This is a genomic window from Mycobacterium malmoense (genome assembly GCF_019645855.1).
GTDB lineage: Bacteria > Actinomycetota > Actinomycetes > Mycobacteriales > Mycobacteriaceae > Mycobacterium > Mycobacterium malmoense.
This window is the reverse complement of sequence record NZ_CP080999.1, coordinates 2,972,979-2,995,961: the sequence shown is the minus strand read 5'-3', so window position 1 is coordinate 2,995,961 and position 22,983 is coordinate 2,972,979. Positions and strand designations below refer to the sequence as shown.

Genomic DNA, 22,983 nt, shown 5'->3' with positions numbered 1-22,983 from the left:
AGATGGCGACCTCGAAAGTCGAACGGCTGGTAAACCTGGTCATCGCCCTGCTGTCCACCCGCGGCTACATCACCGCCGAAAAGATCAGGTCCAGCGTGGCGGGTTATTCGGACAGCCCCACCGCCGAGGCGTTCTCCCGGATGTTCGAGCGCGACAAGAACGAGTTGCGCGACCTCGGCATCCCGCTCGAGATCGGCAGGGTGTCGGTGCTGGACCCCACCGAGGGGTATCGGATCAACCGCGACGCCTATGCGCTGCCGCCCGTCGCACTGACCCCGGACGAGGCGGCCGCGGTGGCCGTCGCCACGCAGCTGTGGGAGTCGCCCGAGTTGATCACCGCCACCCAGGGTGCGTTGCTCAAGCTGCGCGCCGCCGGGGTCGACGTCGACCCCCTCGATACCGGGGCGCCGGTGGCCATCGCGTCTCCGGCCGGGGTGCCGGGCCTGCGCGGGTCGGAGGACGTGCTCGGAATCCTGTTGTCGGCCATCGGTTCCCGGCGGGCGGTGCAGTTCCCGCACCGGCCGTCGCGGGCCGAGCCCTACACCACGCGCACCGTCGAGCCGTGGGGCGTGGTCACCGAGAAGGGCCGCTGGTATCTGGTGGGCCACGACCGCGACCGCGACGACACCCGCGTCTTCCGGCTTTCCCGGATCGATGCCGACGTGACGCCGATCGGCCCGCCCGGCGCGGTCACCGTGCCCGCCGGCGTGGACCTGCGAAAGATCGTGTCCCAGAAAGTCACCGAGGTGCCGACCGGCGCGCGGGCCCAGGTTTGGGTTGCCGACGGGCGGGCCACCGCACTGCGGCGCGCCGGAAGGCCGATCGCCGCGCGCCAACTCGGCGGCCGCGACGGCGAGGTGATCGAGCTCGACATCGGATCGGCCGACCGACTGGCGCGTGACATCGCCGGCTACGGCGCGGACGCCGTCGTCCTGGAGCCGCAGTCCCTGCGCGATGACGTGCTGGCCCGGCTGCGCGCCCACGCGGGGCGCCCGTGACCCAGATTTCCAGCCGGCTGGTCCGGTTGCTCAACATGGTGCCGTATTTCCAGGCCAACCCGAAGGTCACCCGGGCCAAGGCCGCCGCGGACCTGGGGGTGTCCGCCAAGCAGCTGGAGGAGGACCTCAACCAGCTGTGGATGTGCGGCCTCCCCGGCTACTACCCGGGTGATCTGATCGAATTCGAGTTCGCCGGCGACACCATCGAGGTGACGTTCTCGGCGGGCATCGACCGGCCGCTCAAGCTCACGTCGCCGGAGGCCACCGGCCTGTTGGTGGCGCTGCGGGCGCTGGCCGACATTCCGGGCGTGGTCGATCCGGAGGCGGCGCGCAGCGCGATCGCGAAGATCGAGGCCGCCGCGGGTGCCGTCGGGCAGGACGCGACAACGTCGGCGGCGGCCGTCGACGAGCCCGCGCCGGTCGAAAGCCGGGCCGCGGCCACGGTGCGGACGGCGGTGCAGTACAAACACGCGCTGGCCATCGACTACTACTCCGCGTCCCACGACACCCTCACCAGCCGGATCGTCGACCCCATTCGGGTGCTACTGATCGGCGGCCACAGCTACTTGGAGGCCTGGTCGCGGGAGGCGGAAGGGGTCCGGCTGTTCCGCTTCGACCGGATCGTGGACGCCGCCGAGTTGGGCGAGCCGGCCGCCCCGCCCGAACCGGCGGTGCAGGCGCCCCCCGACACGTCGCTGTTCGACGGCGATCCGTCACTGCCGTCGGCCAGGCTGCGGGTGGCGCCCTCGGCGTCGTGGATGTTCGAGTACTACCCGATGCGGGAGGTGCGTGAGTTGCCGGACGGCTCGTGTGAGGCCGTCATGACCTACGCCTCCGAGGACTGGATGACGCGCCTGGTGCTGGGCTTCGGCGCGGCGGTGCAAGTAGTGGCGCCGGAGTCGCTGGCGCGGCGCGTGCGCGCTGCCGCAGCGGCGGCTCTGGAGTCCTACCAGGCTGCGGTGTGGTCAGGGTAGGTCCAGCCGTAGCTGCGGTAACATCGGGTGGACGTCTGGAGGTAATCAAAGTGGGCAGTCTTAGTCCGTGGCACTGGGCGATCCTCGCGGTGGTGGTGATCCTGCTCTTCGGTGCCAAGAAGCTCCCCGATGCGGCCCGCTCGCTGGGCAAGTCGATGCGCATCTTCAAGTCCGAGCTGCGCGAAATGCAGACCGAAGGCAAGGGCGAGGCGCCTTCCATCCAAACCCCCGCGCCGACCCCGCAGCCCGTGCAGTCGCAGCGGGTCGACCCGCCGGCGGCCACCGAGCAGGGTCACACCGAAGCACGCCCGGCTTAGCCTCGTAGCCGCGGTGCCCGAGCGCCACCGACCGAGCACAAACCGAGCGTCGTGAAAGGTTTCAAGGTTTCAGCGCGCACCGCCGGCTTGCTGAAGCGGCTCAACCCTCGCAACAGGCGCAGCCGCACCAATCCGGACGCGACGATGTCGCTGGTCGACCACCTGACCGAGCTGCGCGCCCGGCTGCTGATCTCCCTGGCCGCGATCCTGATCACCACCATCTTTGGGTTCGTCTGGTACTCGCATTCGATCTTCGGGCTGGAGAGCCTCGGCGAGTGGCTGCGGCACCCCTACTGTTCCCTGCCGCAGTCGGCGCGCGCGGATATCAGCGCCGACGGCCAGTGCCGCCTGCTGGCCACGGCGCCGTTCGACCAATTCATGCTGCGGCTCAAGGTCGGGATGACGGTCGGGATCGTGCTGGCCTGCCCGGTGTGGCTCTACGAGCTGTGGGCATTCATCACGCCGGGCCTTTACCAGAAGGAGCGCCGCTTCGCGATCGCGTTCGTGATCCCCGCCGCGGTGCTGTTCGTCGGCGGTGCCGTGCTGGCGTACTTCGTGCTGTCCAAGGCGCTGGGCTTCCTGTTGACCGTCGGCAGCGACGTGCAGGTGACTGCTTTGTCCGGCGACCGATATTTCGGCTTCCTGATCAACCTGTTGGTCGTTTTCGGGGTCAGCTTCGAATTCCCGCTGCTGATCGTCATGCTCAACATGGCGGGCCTGCTGACCTACCAGCGGCTCAAGTCGTGGCGGCGCGGCCTGATCTTCTCGATGTTCGTGTTCGCGGCCGTATTTACCCCGGGATCCGACCCGTTTTCCATGACGGCGCTGGGGATGGCGCTGTCGGTGCTCCTCGAGCTGGCCATTCAGGTCGCCCGACTGCACGACAAGCGCAAAGCCAAGCGCGAGGCCCAAGCCATGATTCCCGACGACGAAGCGTCGGTCATCGAGCCGCCTTCACCGATATCCGATCCGATACCCGAGCCGTCGTTCACCGCCGGCCACCATGACGACGTCACCTGAGCCCGCTTGGCGCTCCCCTCGGCGCGACGGTGCGTGTTTGTACCGCGACACGCCGATATGGGCGTACAACTGCGCACCCTCGCGCCAGCGGGCAGCGGCGTGACCGAGCTGGCCCGGTTCACCGCGGAGCTGCCCTTTGCGCTCGACGACTTTCAGCGGCGGGCCTGCGCGGCGCTCGAACAAGGCCACGGCGTGCTGGTCTGCGCGCCGACCGGCGCCGGCAAGACGGTGGTCGGCGAGTTCGCCGTCCACCTGGCGCTGGCTGCCGGCGGCAAGTGCTTCTACACGACACCGCTCAAGGCCCTGAGCAACCAGAAGCACACCGACCTGACCGCCCGCTACGGCCGCGACCGGATCGGGCTGTTGACCGGCGACCTGTCGGTGAACGCCGACGCGCCCGTGGTGGTGATGACCACCGAAGTGCTGCGCAACATGCTCTACGCCGATTCGCCTGCGCTGCAAGGGCTTTCGTACGTGGTGATGGACGAGGTGCACTTCCTGGCCGACCGGATGCGGGGCCCGGTGTGGGAGGAGGTGATCCTGCACCTGCCCGACGAGGTGCGGGTGGTCAGCCTGTCGGCGACCGTGAGCAACGCCGAGGAATTCGGCGGCTGGATCCAGGCCGTCCGTGGCGACACGGCCGTGGTTGTCGACGAGCACCGGCCCGTGCCGCTGTGGCAACACGTCTTAGTGGGCAAGCGTCTGTTCGACCTGTTCGACTACGGCAGCGATCAACCGGGCGCCACCCGTGAGCCGCGGGTCAACCCGGACCTGCTGCGTCACATCGCGCATCGCCGCGAGGCCGACCGGATGTCGGACTGGCAGCCTCGACACGGACGTGGGGGACGAGGTGGTCCCGGGCGACCGCGCTTCTACCGGCCGCCCGCGCGGCCGGAGGTGATCGCGACCCTGGATTCCCAAGGGCTGTTGCCGGTGATCACCTTCGTGTTCTCCCGGGCCGGGTGTGACGCCGCGGTCGGCCAGTGTTTGCGGTCTCCGCTGCGGCTGACCACCGAGGAGGAGCGGGCACAGATCGCCGAGGTGATCGACCACCGCTGCGGTGATCTCGCCGACGCCGACCTGGCGGTGCTCGGCTACTACGAGTGGCGGGAAGGGCTGATGCGCGGCTTGGCGGCCCACCACGCCGGGATGCTGCCGGCGTTCCGGCACACGGTCGAGGAGCTGTTTACGGCCGGCCTGGTCAAGGCGGTGTTCGCCACCGAAACCTTGGCGCTGGGCATCAACATGCCCGCGCGCACGGTGGTGCTGGAGCGGCTGGTGAAATTCAACGGCGAGCAGCACGTGCCGCTGACACCCGGTGAGTACACCCAGCTGACCGGCCGCGCCGGCAGGCGCGGCATCGACGTCGAAGGCCACGCGGTGGTGCTGTGGAACCCCAGCGAAGAGACCACGGAACCGTCCGCGGTGGCCGGCCTGGCCTCCACCCGCACCTTCCCGCTGCGCAGCTCGTTTGCCCCGTCGTACAACATGACGATCAACCTGGTGCACCGGATGGGCCCCGAGCAGGCGCATCAACTGCTGGAGCAGTCGTTCGCCCAGTACCAGGCCGATCGCTCCGTCGTCGGCCTGGTCCGCGGCATCGACCGGGGCAAACGGATGATGCACGAGATCGCCGCCGAGCTGGGCGGACCCGAAGCGCCGATCCTCGAATACGCCCGGCTGCGCGCGCGGATCTCCGAAATGGAACGCGCCCAGTCCCGCGCGTCGCGGCTACAACGACGGCTGGCGGCCAGCGATGCGCTGGCCGCGCTGCGTCGAGGCGACATCATCAACATCACCCACGGCCGCCGCGGTGGCCTGGCGGTGGTGCTGGAGTCCGCCCGCGACAGCTCCGACCCGCGGCCGCTGGTGCTCACCGAACACCGATGGGCGGGGCGGATCTCGTCGGCGGACTATTCGGGTGCGTCGGCCCCCGTCGGGTCGATGTCGTTGCCCAAGCGGGTCGAGCACCGCCAGCCGCGGGTCCGGCGCGATCTGGCGTCGGCGCTGCGATCCGCGGCCGCCGGACTGACTATTCCGGCCGGCCGTCGCGGCCCCACCGGGGACAAGGATGGCGCGTTCCACGACCCGGAGCTGGCGTCGTTGCGGTCGCAGCTGCGTCGTCATCCCGCACACAACACTTCCAACCTCGAGGACCGGATCCGCCAGGCCGAGCGCTACCTGCGCATCGAACGCGACAATGCGCAGCTGGAGAAGAAGGTGGCCGCCGCCACCAACTCGCTGGCCCGCACGTTCGACCGGATCGTCGGGCTGCTCACCGAGCGCGACTTCATCGAAGGCTCGGCCACCGATCCGCACGTCACCGACGACGGCCGGTTGCTGGCCCGCATCTACAGCGAGAGCGACCTGTTGATCGCCGAATGCCTACGCACCGGCGCGTGGGCGGGCTTGAAACCGGCCGAGCTTGCGGCGGTGGTCTCGGCGGTACTGTACGAGGCCCGGGGCGGTGACGGTCCCGGTGCGGCATTTGCGGCCGAGGTGCCCACCCAGCGATTGCGGCAGGCGTTGCAGCAGACGTTGAGGCTGTCCACCGCGCTGCGCGCCGACGAGCAGGCGCACCGGATCGCCCCCAGTCGTGAACCCGACGACGGTTTCGTTCATGTCATTTATCGCTGGGCCCGGACCGGGGATCTGGCCGCGGCGCTGGCCGCCGCCGACGTGACCGGTGCCGGTTCGCCGTTATCGGCGGGGGACTTCGTGCGGTGGTGTCGCCAGGTGCTCGACCTGTTGGACCAGGTTCGCAACGCCGCGCCGGATGCCGAGCTGCGGGCGACCGCCAAGCGTGCCATCAATGACGTCCGGCGCGGCGTCGTCGCAGTTGACGCCGGGTAGGCTGGGCCCGAGCTACGGTTAAATCAGCTCGACCAAGACGCAAGGGGACTCAGGAGAAACGATGAGCGGACCGCAGGGATCGGACCCGGGCCAGCAGTGGCAACCGCCGGGCCAGGGTGGCGATCAGTCCTCGGAACCGACCCAGGTGGGATCGCCCTGGCAGCAGTCGGCCCAGGAGTCGACGTGGCAGGCGCCGGCGTATACGCCGCCCGTCGAGTATCCGCAGTACCAGCAGCCGACCGAGCAGGCATACCCGCAGCAGTACCCGCAGCCCGGCTACGGCCAACCCGGCCAATACGGTCAGCCCGGGCAATATGGTCAGCCGGGGCAGTACGGCCAGCCTGGCCAGTACGGTCAACCCGGCCAGTACGGTCAACCCGGCCAGTACGCTCAGCCCGGGCAGTATGGTCAGCCCGGCCAATACCCGCCGCAATACCCGCCCTACGAACAACCGGGTAAGAAACGCTCGGCCGCGCTGATCGGCGGTGTGATCGGGGCGATCGCCCTTCTGCTCATCGCGGTCGTGCTGGTGCTCGGTTTCTGGCAGCCCGGGTTCTTCGTCACCACCAAACTGGACATCAACAAGGCTCAGGCCGGTGTTCAGCAGATCCTCAGCGACGAAACCAACGGCTACGGCGCCAAGAACGTCAAAGACGTCAAGTGCAACCACGGCCAAGATCCCACCGTCAAGAAGGGCGCCACGTTCGACTGCGACGTCAGCATCGACGGCGCCCAGAAGCGTGTGACGGTGACCTTCCAGGACAACAAGGGCACCTACGAGGTCGGCCGGCCGCAATAGTTCACGCGGGCAGCTTGTCGAGCGCTTTCTGCAGGCGGGCGATCGGCGACCCGACGCCCAGCTCGGTGGCCAGCTTGGCGGTGCGTTGCGGGTCGGCGGCCGCCAGCGGTAGCGCGTCGGTGGGCGTCGACAGCGTGACCGGCGCGTCGGTGGCCACCCGCACCACCGGGCCAGCGGCCTCGATGTAGTCGGTCGCGGCCAGCAGTTTCATCCGTAAACCCTTGGCCATCTTGGACTTTGGGTCGTGGGCCGCGGCCAGGATCTGATCCAGCGAGCCGTGCTGGGCCAGCAGGGTAGCCGCCGTCTTCTCACCGATGCCCGGCACACCCGGCAGGCCGTCGGACGGATCGCCGCGCAACAGCGCCAGTTCGGCGTAGGCCAGCCCCGCCCGATCCTTCGGCACGCCATAGGTTTCGGCCACTTCGGCGGGGCCGAACAAGGTGGCTTTGGTCAGCCCGCGGCCCAGGTAGAGCACCCGAACCGGGACGGGATCGTCGGCTACCACCTGCAACAGGTCGCGATCTCCGCTGACCACGACGACCGGGCTACTGCGTTCCCGCGCCGCCAGCGTGCCCAGCACGTCGTCGGCTTCGAACCCGGGTGCGCCCGCCGTCGGGATCCCGAAAGCGTCCAGCAGCTCCATGATCATGTCGACCTGCGGTGTCAGCTCGTCGGGCACTTCCTCGACGTCGGGCGTGCCTTCCGGCTCCGGCTCGGCTATGCGATGCGCCTTATAGGACGGGATGAGGTCCACCCGGAATTGCGGCCGCCAATCCAGGTCGAGGCACACCACCAGCCGGCCGGGCCGCTGTTGGGTGATCACCACGGCCATCGAGTCGAGGAATCCGCGCACGGCGTTGACGGGCCGGCCGTCGGGGGCGGTGATCGACGACGGCACCCCGAAGTACGAGCGGAACCACATGCTGGCGCCGTCGAGCAGCACGAGTGGCGGGTCGCCATTCGGCGGGCCTACGGGCGCGGGCATGCCGGCTATGGTCTCACGTCGCCCACCGTCGACTTGCGCGGTTAGCCTGGCCGGCATGGATGCTCACCGATTCGACGCGGGAGTGTATGTGCGTCGCCTGACCGCCGCGGCTGCGGCGACCGCCCACGCCGGCCTCACCGGGCTGGTGATCACCCCGGGCTACGACCTGCGCTACCTCATCGGCTCGCGCGCGCAGACGTTCGAGAGGCTCACCGCGCTGGTGTTGCCCGCCTCCGGCGACCCGACGGTCGTGGTGCCGCGGCTGGAGCTGGCCTCGCTGAAGGATTCGGCCGCCGCGGAACTGGGCCTGGCGGTGCGGGATTGGGTCGATGGCGACGACCCATACCGGTTGGTGAGCGACGCCTTGGGTGGCGGCCTTCCCGCGACCGCCGTCACCGATTCCATGCCCGCGCTGCACCTGTTGCCGTTGGCCGGTGTGTTTGGCGTACTACCGATACTGGCCACCGACGTGCTGAGCGGGCTGCGGATGATCAAGGAGGAATGCGAGATCGACGCGCTGCGCAAGGCCGGTGCGGCCATCGACCGGGTGCATGCCCGCGTCCCGGAGTTCCTGCGCCCGGGCCGCACCGAGGCCGACGTCGCCGCCGACATCGCCGAAGCGATTGTCGCCGAAGGGCATTCGGAAGTGTCGTTCATCATCGTTGGCTCTGGCTCGCACGCCGCCGACCCGCATCACGGCTATTCGGATCGAGAACTGCAGGTCGGTGACATCGTCGTCGTCGACATCGGCGGCGCATATGAGCCCGGCTACCACTCCGACTCCACGCGCACCTACAGCATCGGGGATCCCAAACACAATGTGGCACAGCAGTATTCGGTGCTGCAACGAGCCCAGCGTGCGGCCTTTGATGCCGTCCGCCCCGGAGTGACCGCCGAGCAGGTCGACGCCGCCGCCCGCAACGTGCTGGCCGAGGCCGGGCTCGCGGAGTTTTTCGTGCACCGCACCGGGCACGGCATCGGGCTGTCGGTTCACGAAGAGCCCTACATCGTCGCCGGCAATGACTTGCTGCTGACCGCGGGCATGGCCTTTTCCATCGAGCCGGGCATCTACTTTCCGGGCCGGTGGGGTGCCCGCATCGAGGACATCGTCGTCGTGACCGAAGACGGCGCCCTGGCCGTCAACAGCCGCCCGCACGAACTGGTCGTGGTGCCCGTGGCCTGACAGGCCCTTGGTGTGGATGAGTGAGTTGTGGCGCTAGCCGGTCCTGGGTAGCTTGGCGGCGTTTGGGTGAATGGCGGCGCGCGAGGACCTGGGCGAGAATTTTGCGCGTGGTTTCCCTGGCGGTTGATCCGGAGGCGTTGTTCGCTGCGGGCAGCGCCGTGGTGGCCGCTGGTGATGGTTTGGCCGCGAGTTTGACGGTATTGACGGCGGGTTTTGCGGCCAACACCGGTCATGATGTGGCCGGTGAGGTGTTCGGCCTGGGCTATCAGGATGCGGCGGGGTCGCTGTTGAAGGCCGCGGCGGCCGCGATTAACGCGTGCCGGCACTGCGGGGCGCTGATACAGCAAGGAGCGTCGAACTATTCGCGGGCCGAGGCGGCCTCGACGCTGGGCGGTGGTGGCGGTGTGTTGCAGGCGCCGGCCGAGCCGGGCACGATCGCGGCCCCGGGTCCGCCCGGGACGTGGGGTCCAGGGTCGCCGCCACCGCTGCTGTGGGAAGTGGTGGAGTCGTTCGTCGACGATGTGTGGCCCGACGGCGACGTGCCGGGGCTGCATGCGGCGGCGGCGCGGTGGCGGGGTTTTGGTGCTGCGGCGGCCGGGATGCGGGGCGCGCTCAATGCTTCCAAGTCCCTATTCGATGCCCAGCAGATCCCCGAGGGCGCCAAGATCGATGAGGCGTTGTCCCAGATCGGCAACTGCATCGGGGATGTCGGCGAGCAGTGCGGGAAGCTGGCCAGCAGCCTCGACGGTTTCGCCGACGAGGTGGATCACGCTCAGAACGCGATCCGGGATTTGCTGCACCGGGTGGGATCGCTGGCCAATCCAGTGCATGACGTGATGTTGATTTTCGAAGGCGATGCGCTCGAGGAGATCAAGAAGATCGCCCGCGACATCAACGACGTGCTGCACAACTTGGGCCGCGAAGCTCGGGCGTTCGAGCAGGGAATCAAGCTGGTGATGCAGGTCGGCGACGGCCTGGTGGTCAAATTCGAGAAATTCATGCGCGGCCAGTTCACCCAGTTTTTGGGTGAGGAAGTCGGAAACCCGGTGGCGACCGTGTTCGACACGTGGGTCAATGCGAACGAGGGTGTCGTCAAGGGCGCCGTCGGCATGGTGGAAGGCATCGCCGACCTTGATCCAAGGTGGTTCCTTTTCGATCCCAAGGGCGCGGCGGCCACCTGGTCGGCCTTGGGGAAAAGCTTATGGAAGGGAAGTCTGATCAATTCCTTCCTGAACCCCCAGGAGGCCGGGAAAACAGACCTACAAATGCTCAAATCGTTGCTGCACCTGGATGATTGGAGTACAGCTCGGCCGGGATTGGGGTTCGGGGAAAACCTTTTCGACGTCGCAACGCTGTTTGTTCCCGGAGCGGGGGAAGCAGGCGCTGCGGCCGACGGTGCCGGGGCGGCCGCACGTGGCGCCGAAGCAGCGGAGGCTGCTGGCGCGGCGGGGCGTGCTGAGAGAGCGGCCGGTGAGCTCGGGGAGATCGCGGGTGTTCGTGGCGCTTTGGCGGATATCTCCAAGACAAGCGGCGACCTGAGCAAAAACCTCGAAGGCCTCACCGGGGATCTGCCCAAGATCGAACCCGCACCCGTTAGCGGTAGCCCGGTGGGCTTGCCACCCGGCAAGCCGCTCGAGGCGCCGGTCGAGGCGACACCACACCCACCTGACGCCGCACCGGGTGCGTCTGAGGGGGCAACCGCCGCGACGGGGGCGACGCCCCACGAGTCGCCCGGACCGGGGGGCGGTCCGCATGAGCCGGTATCGGCGCCCCCGGTGAACGGTCCACACGATCCGGCAGAGGCTCCAGTGCCTGCGCCAGCTGGCGGTACGCATGAGCCGATGTCAGCGCCGGCGGCCGCGGGTCCACATAACCCCATCGCGGCGCCGGTAGAGCCTTCGCACGCGCACGCACCGCAGAGCGGTCCGCCGGCAGAGACGTCGGCCACTCCGGCGGCTGCAGGTCCGCATGAACCTATGTCGCCCCCCGCAGAGGGTCCGCGTGAGCCCGCGTCTGGGAGCGGTCCGCACGAGCCGGCGTCCGTACCGGCAGGGGGTCCGCACGACCCGGCACCCGAAAGTAGTCCGCACGACCCGGCATCGGTGCCTGCTGAGGGTTCACATGAGCCTGTCTTTGAGCCGCCCGGAGACCCACAAGGGCCGGCGCCGGAACGTGGTCCGGGCGAGCCAGGTTCGGTGCCGACGGAAAGCCCACATGAACCGACTTCAACGCCCGCGTCCGGCGCACCTCTCTCGACTGTGCCCGCTGCAGTGGGTGAAAGAGCGCCGTTGGCGATTCCACAGGTGGCTGAACATTCCCCACCGCGCGTGCTGGCGACGCCTAGCGGAACCCCGACTGAGCCGGCACCCGTCGCGGCGCACGCACCGCGACCCACGCCCGCCGCCAAGCCGGGGCCGCATGCACCAGCCGCGGGAGGTCGCCCGTCCGAACTGCCGATGCACGGCGCTGGACCACGGGGGCCTGGCGATGGTGGCCCTCCCGGTAGTCGGCCGAAGCCACCGCAAGGTGGTCCCTTTCGGCCTGGCGACGATGATCCGCTCGACGGTCGACAATCGAAACTGACACCCCGCGACGACACACCTCACGAACCCAGGGGCGAAGGTGCCAACAATGATCATTCTGCCGATAGTGGGTATCACCAGAACCCCAGCGATAGCTTAAGCTCAGATGATCTCTCCGCGATGGCTGACTACACTGGAACAGGATATTTAGACCTGAACGACGCGTTGAGGAGCACTGCGGTGGATGCGTCTCAACATGCTCGTATCGACGCCATTAGTAATGCGCTACAAAAGCTTCCGATGTATCGTGGCACAGTAACTCGGGGGACAGACCTTCCACCCGAGGTGCTTGCGCAATATCGACCGGGTGAAGTCATTACAGAGAAAGCTTTCCTGAGTACTACAACGAATCCTGCTGTGGCGCGGTCTACGGCTTTCACTGGGAATGTTGAGTTCAGGATTTTTTCCAACACAGGACGAGATATCTCGTCTGTGTCGTTGTTCCCTGACGAGCGCGAGATTTTGTTTCCCGCGGGTACGCATTTTTATATTGTAGATAAGACGATAGATCCGCTAACAGGCAAAACTATTATCGAGATGATTGAGCGATTAGATCGCGACTGATGCCGCAGCCAAAGAGATAGGAGCGTTTATCGTGAGTAGAGAAATTGCGGGAAAGATCTTCTCAACCCCGGAAGAGGCAGGCGTGGCTCCACCGACAGAAGAAGAGTTGGCGGCCGCACGAAAATCGTTCGATGAGTTTCAGGCAAAAGTTGATGCCGTAGCTCCGGAAGATCGAGTCACGGAAGTGTCGCCAAAATTCTGGAACGACACTTCGGGCACCGAGTATGACCCGCGCAGGAAGGGCAGTTAAGCACGGAGAGTGTGGGCGCGATGGCTACATCGTGCTACTCGCCCCGGTCCAACAGATCCGAGGACCCCAGCACCCGCTCTACCTGCACCTCGATGACGACCCGCCGCGGGTTGGCTCGCGGGGTGCGGTAGCGCTGGGCGTAGCGAAGCTCGGCGTCGCGTACGGCGTCGGCATCGCTGTTCACCTTGGATCGGCCCTCCAGCGACAGCCAACGCGCGCCGTCGACCTGGCTGAGCACCGCAACGCCGCCACGGTCGGCATTGACCGCCTTCTGGGAGCCGCCGGTGGTGATGACCCGCGCGATGTGGGTCTTGGGATCGAACGTGAAACCCACCGCCACCACATGCGGGGAATTGTCGGCCCGCAGCGTGGTCAGCATCGCCAGATGCCGTTCGGACAGGAATGCCAGCGCGTCGTCGGTCAGCCGGGTAGTGGTATTCGCCATCACCGCCCACGCTAGCGCAGGTAATAATCGCAGCCGTGGACGACACGGGCGCAGGCCCGCTACTAATCCTGGGCGGCCGCAGCGAGATCGGCATCGAACTGGCGCGGCTCCTGGCGCCGGGCGCGACGGTGGTGCTGGCGGCGCGGAAAGCCGATCAGCTCGACGAGCAGGTCGTCACGCTGCGCGAAGCCGGCGCGAGGGCCGTGCACACCAGGGAGTTCGACGCCGACGACCTGGCCTCGCACGGCCCGCTCATCGCCTCGATCGTCGCCGAACACGGGCCCATCGCCACGGCGGTGCTGGCCTTCGGGATCCTCGGCGACCAAGCCCGCGCCGAGACCGACGCCGCGCACGCGATCGCCATCGCGCACACCGACTACGTCGCCCAAATCAGCCTGCTGACCCACCTGGCCACCACCATGCGTAAAGCCGGCCGGGGCTCGCTGGTGGTGTTCTCCTCGGGGGCGTCGGCGGTGCGGGTGCGCCGCGCCAACTACGTGTACGGCTCGGCGAAGGCCGGCCTGGATGGATTCGCCAGCGGACTGGCCGACGCGCTGCATGGCACCGGGGTGCGACTGCTGATCGTGCGGCCGGGATTTGTCATCGGGCGCATGACCGCGGGCATGACGCCCGCGCCGCTGTCCAGCACCCCGCAGCAGGTGGCCGCCGCGACCGCGCGTGCGCTGGCCAAAGGCCATCGCACCGTGTGGATCCCGTGGGCGCTGCGGCCGATGCTCTTCGCGCTGCGGCTGCTGCCGCAGTTCGTCTGGCGAAGGATGCCGCGATGATCGTCGTTGTCGGGATCGGCGCCGATGGCATGACGGGGCTCGCCGAGACGTCACGCGCCGAACTGCGAAGGGCCACGGTCGTTTACGGTTCCAGGAGACAGCTTGACCTGCTCGACGACACGGTGCTCGCACCCCGCCGGGAATGGCCGTCGCCGATGCTGCCCGCACTGCAAACCCTGCTCGACGGCCACACCCAAGACATCCACGTGGTGGCCAGCGGCGACCCGCTCCTGCACGGCATCGGCGGCACCCTGATCCGGCTGCACGGCCTCGAAAGGGTCAGGGTGCTGCCGCACGTGTCCTCGGTGACGCTGGCGTGCGCGCGGATGGGCTGGAACGTCCACGACACCGAGGTGATCAGCCTGGTCACCGCCCAGCCGCACACCGCGGTGCGCCGCGGCGGGCAGGCGATCGTGCTGTCGAAAAACGGATCCACACCCCAGGAACTGGCCGCACTCCTCAACGCACACGGCCGAGGCGACTCCACGATCAGCGTGCTCGAAAACCTCGGCGGCCCAACCGAACACCGCCGCGACGGCACCGCACGCCAGTGGGCCGACGACGCGCCCCCCGACGTCGACGACCTCAACGTGATCGCCGTCCGCTACCTGCCCGACGAGCGCATGTCGCCCCTGCCCGATGACGCGTTTGTCCACGACGGGCAGATCACCAAGCACGGGATCCGGGCGGTGACCCTGGCGGCCCTGGCGCCGCGGCCGGGGGAACGGCTGTGGGACGTCGGCGCGGGCTCGGGCAGCATCAGCGTCGAGTGGTGCCGAAGTTGGCGGGGTTGCGCCGCGGTCGCGTTCGAGCGCGACGAGCGGCGCCGCCTCAACATCGGATTCAACGCTGCCGCATCCGGTCTAGAAATCGACGTGCGCGGCCAAGCGCCCGACGCCTTCGACGGCGCCGCGGCACCGTCGGCGGTCTTCATCGGCGGCGGCCTAACCGGGCCCGGGCTCCTCGACGCCTGCCTCGACCACCTGCCCCCCGGTGGGCGCCTCATAGCCAACGCCGTCACCGCCGAATCGGAATCTATTCTAGCGCAGGCATACTCGAGGTTGGGCGGCCAGCTGCGACGCTTCCAGCACTATCGGGGCGAACCGCTCGGTGGCTTCACCGGTTGGCGCCCGCAGATGCCGGTCACCCAGTGGGCGGTGATACGGTGACGGTGTATTTCATCGGCGCCGGCCCGGGCGCCGCCGACCTTATCACCGTCCGCGGCCAACGGCTCCTGGAAAGATGCCCAGTGTGCCTCTACGCGGGTTCCATCATGCCCGACGACCTGCTGGGGCTCTGCCCTCCCGGCGCGAAAATCGTTGACACCGGCCCCCTGACGCTCGAGCAGATCATCACCGAACTCGCCGACGCCGACGCCGCGGCCCACGACGTGGCAAGGCTGCACTCCGGTGACCCGTCGCTGTACAGCGCGCTGGCCGAGCAGTGCCGCCGGCTCGACGCGCTGGGCATCGATTATGAAATCGTGCCGGGCGTACCGGCTTTCGCCGCGGCCGCGGCCGCTATCAAACGCGAGCTCACCGTCCCGGGCGTAGCGCAGACGGTGACGCTGACCCGGGTGGCGACCCTGTCGACCCCCATGCCGCCCGGCGAGGAGCTGGCCATCCTCGCCCAATCCGGCGCCACCCTGGTCGTGCACCTGGCTGCCGCCCAAATCGACGCCGTCGTCCCGCAACTGATAGCGGGCGGCTACCGGCCCGAAACACCCACCGCAGTAGTGGCTTTCGCGAGCTGGCCGCGGCAGACGGTGCTGCGCGGCACGCTGGCCGGCATCGCCGCGCGGATGCGCGACGCCAACATCACCAAGACCGCCGTCATCATCGTCGGCGACGTGCTGGCCGCCGAGGAATTCACCGACAGCTACCTGTACTCCACCGACAGGACCCGGGGGAGTAGGCACTGATGCGGGTCTTGCTGCTCGGCGGCACCGCCGAGGCACGCGCCCTGGCCAAAACCCTGCACCCACAGGTCGACATCATCAGCTCACTGGCCGGCCGGGTACCGGATCCCGCCCTGCCGGTCGGCCCCGCACGAATCGGCGGCTTCGGCGGCGTCGACGGGCTGCGACGCTGGCTGCAAGACGAACGCATCGACGCCGTCGTCGACGCCACCCACCCGTTCGCGGCCACCATGACCGCGCGCGCCGCCGAAGCGTGCGGCGAATTGCGGATACCGCATGTGGTGTTGGCCCGCCCGGCGTGGGATCCCGGTGCCGCCATCGTCGTCGAATCTGACAACGCAGCGGCGGAAACCATAGCGAGACAAGGTAATTCGAGGGTATTTCTCACCACCGGCCGCTCGGGCGTCACGGCCTTCGCCGGCAGCGACGCGTGGTTTTTGATCCGGGCGGTCACCCCGCCGGATGCCGCCCTACTGCCGCGCCGTCACCAACTGTTGCTGTCGCGCGGCCCGTATCGTTACGACGACGAATTGGCGCTGTTGCGTGAGCACCGCATCGACGCCCTGGTCACCAAGAACAGCGGCGGCGACATGACCCGGGCAAAGCTGGATGCCGCTGCCGCCCTGGGCATTCCGGTGGTGATGGTCCAGCGGCCACCCCTGCCGGACGGGGTGACGCACGTCGGCACCGTCAAGGAAGCCACCGAATGGGTTGCGCGACTGGGTCTATGAGTGTCGACCCCAGCGCCCGCCAGGGCTAACCGCTAACCGGTCAGGTCGTCACGGTCGACGTCGGCCAACAGCGCATCGCGGGCGCGGGCGATACGCGAACGAATGGTGCCCACCGGGCAGCCGCACACCGCCGCAGCGTCGGCGTAGGGCAGCCCGAGTAGCTGGGTGAGCAACAGGGCTTCCCGTTGTTCGGTGGTGAGGCCGGCGATCATCGTGGTCACCTCGACCAGGTCTTCGAATCCGCGGGCGTGGCGGTCACCGCTGACGAGGTGGTCGGGATAGGTGCTGGACGCGGTGCGTGGCCGGGATCGGACGTGGCGGATGTGATCGGCGACCACGCGGCGCGCGATGGCCAGCAGCCAGGTTCGGGCGCTGGAGCGTCCGGAGAACCGCTCGATGGCGCCGATTGCCCGCAGGAAGGTTTCTTGGGTCAGGTCGTCGGCGGTGCCCGCGTCCGACAGATAGGTGACAAACCGCCAGACGTCCTGCTGGGTGGCTTTGATAAACGCCTCGAGCGCTCGCGCGTTCCCGCTTGCGGCGGCCAAGGCGAGTTCGGTAACGGCCTCGTCGTCTCGTGACGCGGTCATGGCCAACCACCTTAATTGCGCGGGCCCGGCCAGTCTACGACCGGTTGTCGTAGAGGCTGCAACGGGGTCGTGAGCCGACCGGTCGATGGGCCAAAGATGCCCGCGCCGCCGGGCGGTGGCCGGCTTGGATGGCCACGCGGGGTAATCGGCGTCTGGGGCATCGGAGGCGTGCGGCCTTCGCGTCCCGACGCGTTCACGCGCCACCAGCAACGCGAACGCCAGGCCCAACAGCAACGGCATGTGGCTGGCGACGCGTGTCGCGGTTACCTCGCCAGCGAAGGCATCGACGATCACGTAACTCGACAGCGCGACGGAATAGACACCGGTAATCGCCGCCACACCAATCGCGGTGACGGGCCATATGCCGGCGGCGATCATGGCCAGGCCCAATGCCAGCAACCATGCGGTGGACTCGTGCATCAGATGCTCTCCGGACATCGCGCCGTGCATGTGGCTCGACACCATGCCGAAATCGACCCCGCTGATTTGGGCGGCCGCGATCGCCACCTGAAACACGCCGACACCGATCAGTCCCCAGCGCCGGTAGTGCGACCGCAGCCAGCGCATCCGGTGGTGATACGCGGGGGACTGCTCACCGATGCTTGCCATGATCTTGTCGACCAGGTCCGGCCCCTGGCCGGGCTCGATGGAGGCCAGGCGGCGAGTCTGCGCGGCAGCGCTGATCAGCCAGGCGCGGCAACCCCGGCACGATTCCAGGTGGGCATCGACCTGCTGGGCGAGCACCTGGGGACGCTCGCCGTCCAATCGCGCAGAAAGCGCCTCACGCGCAACGTCACACCGCATCCCTGCATCGTTGCGCATGCCCGGTCTACGCGCAAAGGCGTCGCAAAACCAGGCGGGAACTAAACCGTCCGGCAAAACGACCACTGGAGGCAAGCACCGCCCGACCTTGCCGAAGAGGTATTCGTGTCCCTGCCTGAAGGCCGCCGACGATGACGGCCCCAATCTGGATCGCCTTTCCGCCGGAGGTGCACTCGGCGCTGCTGACCAGCGGCCCGGGCCCCGGACCGCTGGTGGCCGCCGCCGGGTCGTGGTCGTCGTTGGGCGCCGAATACGTCGCGGCGGCGGACGAACTCACCGGTCTGTTGGGCGCGGTGCAGGCGGGCGCCTGGGAGGGGCCCAGCGCCGAACAATACGTCGCGGCGCACGCCCCCTACCTGAGTTGGCTGCTCGAGAGCGCCGCCAAGAGCACGGCCGCGGCCACACTGCACCAGACGGCCGCGAGCGCCTACGCCAGCGCCCTGGCCACCATGCCCACGTTGGCCGAACTTGCCGCCAACCACGCCATTCACGCGGCATTGGTGGCAACCAACTTCTTCGGCATCAACACCATCCCCATCGCTGTAAACGAAGCCGACTACGTGCGCATGTGGCTGCAAGCCGCCGCGACGATGACCACCTACCAGGCCGTCGCCGAATCCGCTCTGGCGGCGGTGCCCGCGACCGCTCCCGCGCCGCAGATCGTCGCCCCGGGCGGAGAGCTCCAGCAAGCGGCCACCCAGCAGCAAGCGACGTCGTTAAGCGACCTGAGCACGTCATTTCAGAAGCAGCTCGCGGCGCTGCTCACCGACTACACCCAGGGTTTCGCTCAGCCACTGGGCGAGCTGATCTACCCCAATGGATGGCCCATCAACGCGCACGCATTTACCGGCTCGCTCAGTTCCACGCTGTTGGCGGACGTACCCGGGCTTTCGCCGACGTTAGCCTCCGCGATGGCCTGGACCGTCTTTCATACGTTGGTGCTCGTATTGCCCGTGGCGGAGGCGGCCCCCGTACTAGCTGCCGCCGTCATGCCCGCGGCGGGTGTCGCGGCGGCCGCGGGCGCCACCGGCGTCGCGCTTCCGGTCTCTGTGGCCACGCCCTTGTCGGTGGCGGCGGCAACGCCTGCACCGGTAGGCGTGCCCGCTCCTGCGACGCCGGGCGCTATCCCCGCGAGCGCGAGCGGCGGCCCGGCGATGCCCAGCCCTGCCGCGCCGAGTCCAGCCTCGGCGATCGGTGGGGGACCCATCGGGGCCGGTCCCGGCGTTGGTTTCGGCCCGACGGCCACGAGCGGAATCGGCGCGGGTATTTCCGACGTCTTGTACGCGGTGGGCCTGTCGGGCCTGTCGGCGGGCGGCGGCGCCAGCGGCCGCGCACGCCGTAAGTCCGAAGAGCCGGCGCCCGACGACGCCGCTGCCCCGTCGGCCGCGGCGGCATCGTGCCGCCAGCGGAAGCGGACCCGTCGGCGCCGCGGGGCGATGACCGACCGCGCGCACCGCTACGAATTCATGCATGGAGACGAGAACCTGGACCTGGGGCTCGACGCGGAAGACCGGCACGCCGCGGCGTCGGACCGAGGCGCTGGACCCATCGGATTTGCGATGGCCGCCGCCACGTCCGGTCTGACCGAGGCCGCCGGGCTGAAGACGATGACCGGCGACGGGTGGAGCGACGGCCCGGTCCTGCCGATGGTGCCGAGCGGCTGGGGCGATTCGCCGGAATAGGTGCGCGACACCCTTTCTCATTCACGACAGCAACCGTTCGTGCCTCATTGCCGGTCGTAGCCGGCCAACACGGGGATCCGGGCGCCCAAACGGCGACGGCGCCCCAATCACTAAAATACCGTAGGGGGTATGGTATACAGGGAGGGGCGACCGGAGGCTGGCCAGGCCACGAGCGAAGGGAGACTTCAGTGTTCACCTTGCTCAAGCGGGCCTGGATACCGCTTGTCGTCGTCGTGGCGGTTGCCGTCGGTGGGATGGCCGTCGATCGGCTGCGCGGCGTTTTCGGCTCCGACGAGGTCTTTTCATCGAGGGGCAGTAACGCCGAAGCGATCGTGTCGTTCAACCCCAAGCGCGTGACCTATGAGGTTTTCGGGCCCAGCGATACGGCGGGCAGCGTGAGCTATTTGAACAAGAATGCGCAGCCGGAGGAAGCGAACTTCACCAGCCTGCCCTGGACCTACACGCTCACGACGACGATTCCGGCCGTCATCGCCAACGTGGTCGCACAGGGCAATAGCGACGACATCGGGTGTCGCATCGTCGTCAACGGTGAGGTCCGCGACGAGCAATCGTCCCGCGGACACCACGCCCAGACCTTCTGCCTGGTGAAGGCCGCATGAACGGCCACGAGGCTGCTCGCCCGCCCTTCATGCGGCTGGTCCGAGCGTTGGCACTGCCGATCATCCTGGCCTGGCTGCTCTTGACGATCGCGCTGAATGTTCTTGTGCCGCCGATAGAATCGGTCGCCAGAACGCACGCTGTAACGATGTCGCCGCACGATGCGCCGTCGATGATCGCCGCCAAGCGCATAGGCCAGACGTTTCACGAGTCCGATTCGGACAGCATCGTCATGGTCGTCCTGGAAAGCAACAAAGAACTCGGCGACGAAGCCCACACCTATTACGACGGCTTGGTCAAAAAGCTGGCGGCCGACACCAAACACGTGCAGCACGTGCAGAATTTGTGGGGCGACCGGATCACCGCCGCCGGGTCGCAGAGCGGGGACGGCAAGGCCGCATACGTCCAGCTCAACATTGCCGGCAATCAAGGCAGCACGTTGGGGAACCAGTCCGTTGACGCGGTCCGCAAGATTGTCGACTCGTCACCGCCGCCCGGCGGGTTAAAGGCGTATGTCACCGGTCCGGCGGCGCTCACCACGGACATGACCGAGGCCGCCGACAAAAGCATGCTCAAGATGATGGGTGTGACGGGCCTGGTCATCATGATCATGCTGTTCATCGTCTATCGCTCCATCAGCACCGTGCTTCTCGTTTTGGTGATGGTCGGGTTCGAGATGGGCACGGCCAGGGGAGTCGTCGCCATTCTTGGGAACTACAACCTCCTGGGGTTCTCGACGTTCGTCGTCGCCATGCTGTCGTCCCTGGCCATCGCCGCGGGAACGGATTACGCGATATTCCTCATCGGACGTTACCAAGAGGCACGTCAGGCCGGTCAGGATCGAGAAACGGCCTACTACACGATGTTTCGCGGAACCTATCATGTCATCTTGGGGTCGGGGCTGACGATCGCCGGGGCATCCTTTTGCCTGCACTTCGCGCGGTTGGCCTATTTCAAGGCCCTGGGCATTCCGTCCGCGCTCGGGCTGCTCGTCGTGATCGCGGGGGCGCTGACCGTGGCGCCGGCCGTTGTCGCCGTGGCCAGCCGGTTCGGTCTGCTCGATCCGAAACGAATGATCAAGACGCGCGGCTGGCGGCGCATCGGAACCGCCACCGTCCGCTGGCCCGGCCCGATCTTCGTGGCCGCGCTACTCGTCGCCCTCGTCGGTCTGCTCGTCGTGCCCAGCATGAAGATCAGTTACAACGATCGCTTCTACATCCCGTCGAACCTGCCGTCGAACGTCGGATACGCCGCGGCGGAACGCCATTTCAGCGCCGCCAGACTCAATCCCGACATCCTCATGATCGAGGGTGATCGCGATATGCGGAATTCCGGCGACATGATCATCCTGGACCGGATCGCCAAGGACGTGTTCCGGACGCCAGGCATCGCGAGGGTGCAAAGCATCACCCGGCCTTTGGGCGGCCCGATCGAACACAGCTCGATCCCGTTCCAGGTCAGCATGCAAGCGCTTCCGATACAAGAGAACTTGCAATTCATGAAGGACCGGATGGCCGACATGCTCACGATGAGCGACGATCTGGGCGCCATGATCGGCTCGATGGAACGGATGTACGGGCTGCTGGGCCAGATGAACACCACGACCCATCGCATGGTCGGCGACATGGGCGACATGAAGGCCACGCTGGACGAGATGAGGGACCATCTGGCGGATTTCGACGATTTCGCGAGGCCGCTTCGCGGTTACTTGTACTGGGAGCAGCACTGTTTCAACATTCCCGTCTGCTGGGCCACAAGGTCGGTGTTTGACGCGATCGACGGCGTGGACAAGTTCAGCGAGAACATGAGCGTGCTCCTCAAGGACATGAACAACATCGACGCGGTGCTGCCTCAAATGCTCGCTCAGTTCCCGCCGATCATCGCCGTCGCCAAATCCATGCGGGGGACCCTGCTGACCTTGCACAGCAGTTTCTCGGGACTGGTCACCCAGATGGCGCGGATGACGGACACGGCGAGCGCAATGGGTCAGGCCTTCGACTCGTCGAAGAGCGACGACTACTTCTACCTGCCGCCGGAAGCGTTCGACAACCCCGACTTCCAACGAGGCCTGAAACTCTTTCTGTCGCCGGACGGTAAGGCGGCGCGGTTCATCATCACCCACGACGCCGACCCGGCAACCCCCAAGGGCATCTCCGCCGTCAAGCCGGAACTGGCCGCCGCGCACGAAGCCGTGAAGGGAACCGCACTGGCCAATGCCAAGTTCTCTCTCACCGGCACGGCGGCGGTTTACAACGACATTCAGACTGGCTCGCGATACGACCTCATGATCGTCGGAATAGCCGCGCTGACACTGATATTCGTCGTCATGCTGATCATCACCCGAGCGCTGGTCGCTTCCCTGGTGATCGTCGGCACGGTGCTGCTGTCGTTGGGTGCCGCCTTCGGGCTTTCCGTGCTGGTCTGGCAACACATTTTGGGCCTGGACTTGAACTGGATCGCGCCGGTGTTCGGGTTGATCATCCTTCTCGCCGTCGGGTCCGACTACAACCTGCTGCTGGTATCGCGGTTCCAGGAGGAAATCGGGGCGGGACTACGGACCGGCATCATCCGCTCGATGGGCGGAACAGGCGGGGTCGTCACGGCGGCGGGCCTGGTGTTCGCCTTCACGATGATGTCCATGGCCGCGAGCGACCTGCGCTCAATCGGCCAGGCCGGCAGCACAATTGGCCTGGGCCTGCTGTTCGACACCCTGGTCGTGCGCTCGCTCATGACGCCGTCCATGGCCGTGCTGCTCGGACGGTGGTTCTGGTGGCCGCAACGGGTGCTGCTGCAGCGCAAGCCATTTCCCACGCGCTCGTCTCACATCGCCTGTCAGAGAACGGCATCGGCAAGATCGTCGAGCTGAT

The 22,983-nt window shown here is 67.5% G+C and carries 19 protein-coding genes and 1 pseudogene; 16 read left to right on the top strand and 4 right to left on the bottom strand.

The genetic code is table 11. The features are described from left to right. The first annotated feature begins 2 nt into the window (after positions 1-2). The 6 genes from K3U93_RS13880 (at position 3) to K3U93_RS13855 (ending at position 6,961) form a co-directional block, all read left to right on the top strand. On the top strand, positions 3-998 hold the full coding sequence (locus tag K3U93_RS13880) for a helix-turn-helix transcriptional regulator (protein WP_083011021.1): 996 nt from the start codon (positions 3-5) through the stop codon (positions 996-998). Further along, a complete protein-coding gene (locus tag K3U93_RS13875; RefSeq protein ID WP_083011022.1) occupies positions 995-1,972 on the top strand; it encodes a helix-turn-helix transcriptional regulator in 978 nt (325 codons plus the stop codon). Before K3U93_RS13880 ends, K3U93_RS13875 begins: the two co-directional genes overlap by 4 nt. A 50-nt stretch (positions 1,973-2,022) precedes the next feature. Continuing rightward, on the top strand, positions 2,023-2,289 hold the full coding sequence (gene tatA / locus K3U93_RS13870) for a Sec-independent protein translocase subunit TatA (protein ID WP_071509924.1): 267 nt from the start codon (positions 2,023-2,025) through the stop codon (positions 2,287-2,289). 51 nt (positions 2,290-2,340) lie between these two features. Beyond that, the gene (gene tatC / locus K3U93_RS13865; RefSeq protein ID WP_139797025.1) at positions 2,341-3,309 is read left to right on the top strand and encodes a twin-arginine translocase subunit TatC; all 969 of its coding nucleotides are present in this window, start codon (positions 2,341-2,343) and stop codon (positions 3,307-3,309) included. 99 nt (positions 3,310-3,408) lie between these two features. Next, the gene (locus K3U93_RS13860; protein WP_139797029.1) at positions 3,409-6,162 is read left to right on the top strand and encodes a DEAD/DEAH box helicase; all 2,754 of its coding nucleotides are present in this window, start codon (positions 3,409-3,411) and stop codon (positions 6,160-6,162) included. 61 nt (positions 6,163-6,223) lie between these two features. Next, the gene (locus K3U93_RS13855; RefSeq protein WP_083011024.1) at positions 6,224-6,961 is read left to right on the top strand and encodes a DUF4333 domain-containing protein; all 738 of its coding nucleotides are present in this window, start codon (positions 6,224-6,226) and stop codon (positions 6,959-6,961) included. A gap of 1 nt (position 6,962) precedes the next feature. Here the strand turns inward: K3U93_RS13855 and K3U93_RS13850 are convergent, their stop codons facing one another. After that, positions 6,963-7,946: a 5'-3' exonuclease gene (locus K3U93_RS13850; protein ID WP_083011025.1), complete on the bottom strand. Its 984-nt coding sequence runs from the start codon at positions 7,944-7,946 to the stop codon at positions 6,963-6,965. Positions 7,947-8,001: 55 nt separating this feature from the next. Between K3U93_RS13850 and K3U93_RS13845 the strand changes: the two genes are divergently transcribed. The 3 genes from K3U93_RS13845 to K3U93_RS13835 all read left to right on the top strand — a co-directional run bounded on the left by K3U93_RS13845 (position 8,002) and on the right by K3U93_RS13835 (position 12,525). Continuing rightward, a complete protein-coding gene (locus tag K3U93_RS13845; protein WP_083011026.1) occupies positions 8,002-9,129 on the top strand; it encodes a M24 family metallopeptidase in 1,128 nt (375 codons plus the stop codon). Positions 9,130-9,236: 107 nt separating this feature from the next. Then, positions 9,237-12,275 carry an ADP-ribosyltransferase gene (locus K3U93_RS24930; protein WP_083011027.1) on the top strand — a complete coding sequence of 1,013 codons (3,039 nt, stop codon included), beginning with the start codon at positions 9,237-9,239 and terminating at the stop codon, positions 12,273-12,275. 31 nt (positions 12,276-12,306) lie between these two features. Further along, positions 12,307-12,525, top strand: a complete 219-nt coding sequence (locus K3U93_RS13835; protein ID WP_083011028.1) for a hypothetical protein — start codon at positions 12,307-12,309, stop codon at positions 12,523-12,525. Positions 12,526-12,559: 34 nt separating this feature from the next. Here the strand turns inward: K3U93_RS13835 and K3U93_RS13830 are convergent, their stop codons facing one another. Continuing rightward, positions 12,560-12,970 carry a F420-dependent biliverdin reductase gene (locus tag K3U93_RS13830; protein ID WP_071509931.1) on the bottom strand — a complete coding sequence of 137 codons (411 nt, stop codon included), beginning with the start codon at positions 12,968-12,970 and terminating at the stop codon, positions 12,560-12,562. A 35-nt stretch (positions 12,971-13,005) separates the two neighbouring features. Between K3U93_RS13830 and dprE2 the strand changes: the two genes are divergently transcribed. From dprE2 to K3U93_RS13810, 4 genes are read left to right on the top strand one after another with little or no spacing between them, the layout of a single operon-like run. Beyond that, complete coding sequence (gene dprE2, locus K3U93_RS13825) at positions 13,006-13,758, top strand: decaprenylphospho-beta-D-erythro-pentofuranosid-2-ulose 2-reductase (protein WP_071509932.1); 753 nt, start codon at positions 13,006-13,008, stop codon at positions 13,756-13,758. Continuing rightward, positions 13,755-14,927: a precorrin-6y C5,15-methyltransferase (decarboxylating) subunit CbiE gene (gene cbiE, locus K3U93_RS13820; protein WP_083011029.1), complete on the top strand. Its 1,173-nt coding sequence runs from the start codon at positions 13,755-13,757 to the stop codon at positions 14,925-14,927. Before dprE2 ends, cbiE begins: the two co-directional genes overlap by 4 nt. Further along, positions 14,924-15,679 carry a precorrin-4 C(11)-methyltransferase gene (cobM, locus tag K3U93_RS13815; RefSeq protein WP_083011047.1) on the top strand — a complete coding sequence of 252 codons (756 nt, stop codon included), beginning with the start codon at positions 14,924-14,926 and terminating at the stop codon, positions 15,677-15,679. Before cbiE ends, cobM begins: the two co-directional genes overlap by 4 nt. Then, on the top strand, positions 15,679-16,407 hold the full coding sequence (locus K3U93_RS13810) for a cobalt-precorrin-6A reductase (RefSeq protein WP_083011030.1): 729 nt from the start codon (positions 15,679-15,681) through the stop codon (positions 16,405-16,407). The genes cobM and K3U93_RS13810 overlap by 1 nt, the downstream gene beginning before the upstream one ends. A 32-nt stretch (positions 16,408-16,439) precedes the next feature. Here K3U93_RS13810 and sigC read toward each other — a convergent pair whose 3' ends face one another. Together sigC and K3U93_RS24920 are read right to left on the bottom strand one after the other, a co-directional pair. Next, on the bottom strand, positions 16,440-16,994 hold the full coding sequence (gene sigC, locus K3U93_RS24925) for an RNA polymerase sigma factor SigC (RefSeq protein ID WP_230981681.1): 555 nt from the start codon (positions 16,992-16,994) through the stop codon (positions 16,440-16,442). A gap of 117 nt (positions 16,995-17,111) precedes the next feature. Further along, positions 17,112-17,798: pseudogene (locus K3U93_RS24920) on the bottom strand (DUF2275 domain-containing protein); the annotation flags it as partial. A 149-nt stretch (positions 17,799-17,947) separates the two neighbouring features. Here K3U93_RS24920 and K3U93_RS13800 point away from each other — a divergent pair. The 3 genes from K3U93_RS13800 (at position 17,948) to K3U93_RS13790 (ending at position 22,982) form a co-directional block, all read left to right on the top strand. Then, positions 17,948-19,498: a PPE family protein gene (locus K3U93_RS13800; protein ID WP_083011032.1), complete on the top strand. Its 1,551-nt coding sequence runs from the start codon at positions 17,948-17,950 to the stop codon at positions 19,496-19,498. A 188-nt stretch (positions 19,499-19,686) separates the two neighbouring features. After that, on the top strand, positions 19,687-20,118 hold the full coding sequence (locus K3U93_RS13795) for an MmpS family transport accessory protein (protein WP_083011033.1): 432 nt from the start codon (positions 19,687-19,689) through the stop codon (positions 20,116-20,118). Further along, positions 20,115-22,982, top strand: a complete 2,868-nt coding sequence (locus K3U93_RS13790) for an MMPL/RND family transporter (RefSeq protein ID WP_083011034.1) — start codon at positions 20,115-20,117, stop codon at positions 22,980-22,982. The genes K3U93_RS13795 and K3U93_RS13790 overlap by 4 nt, the downstream gene beginning before the upstream one ends. Position 22,983: the final 1 nt, after the last annotated feature.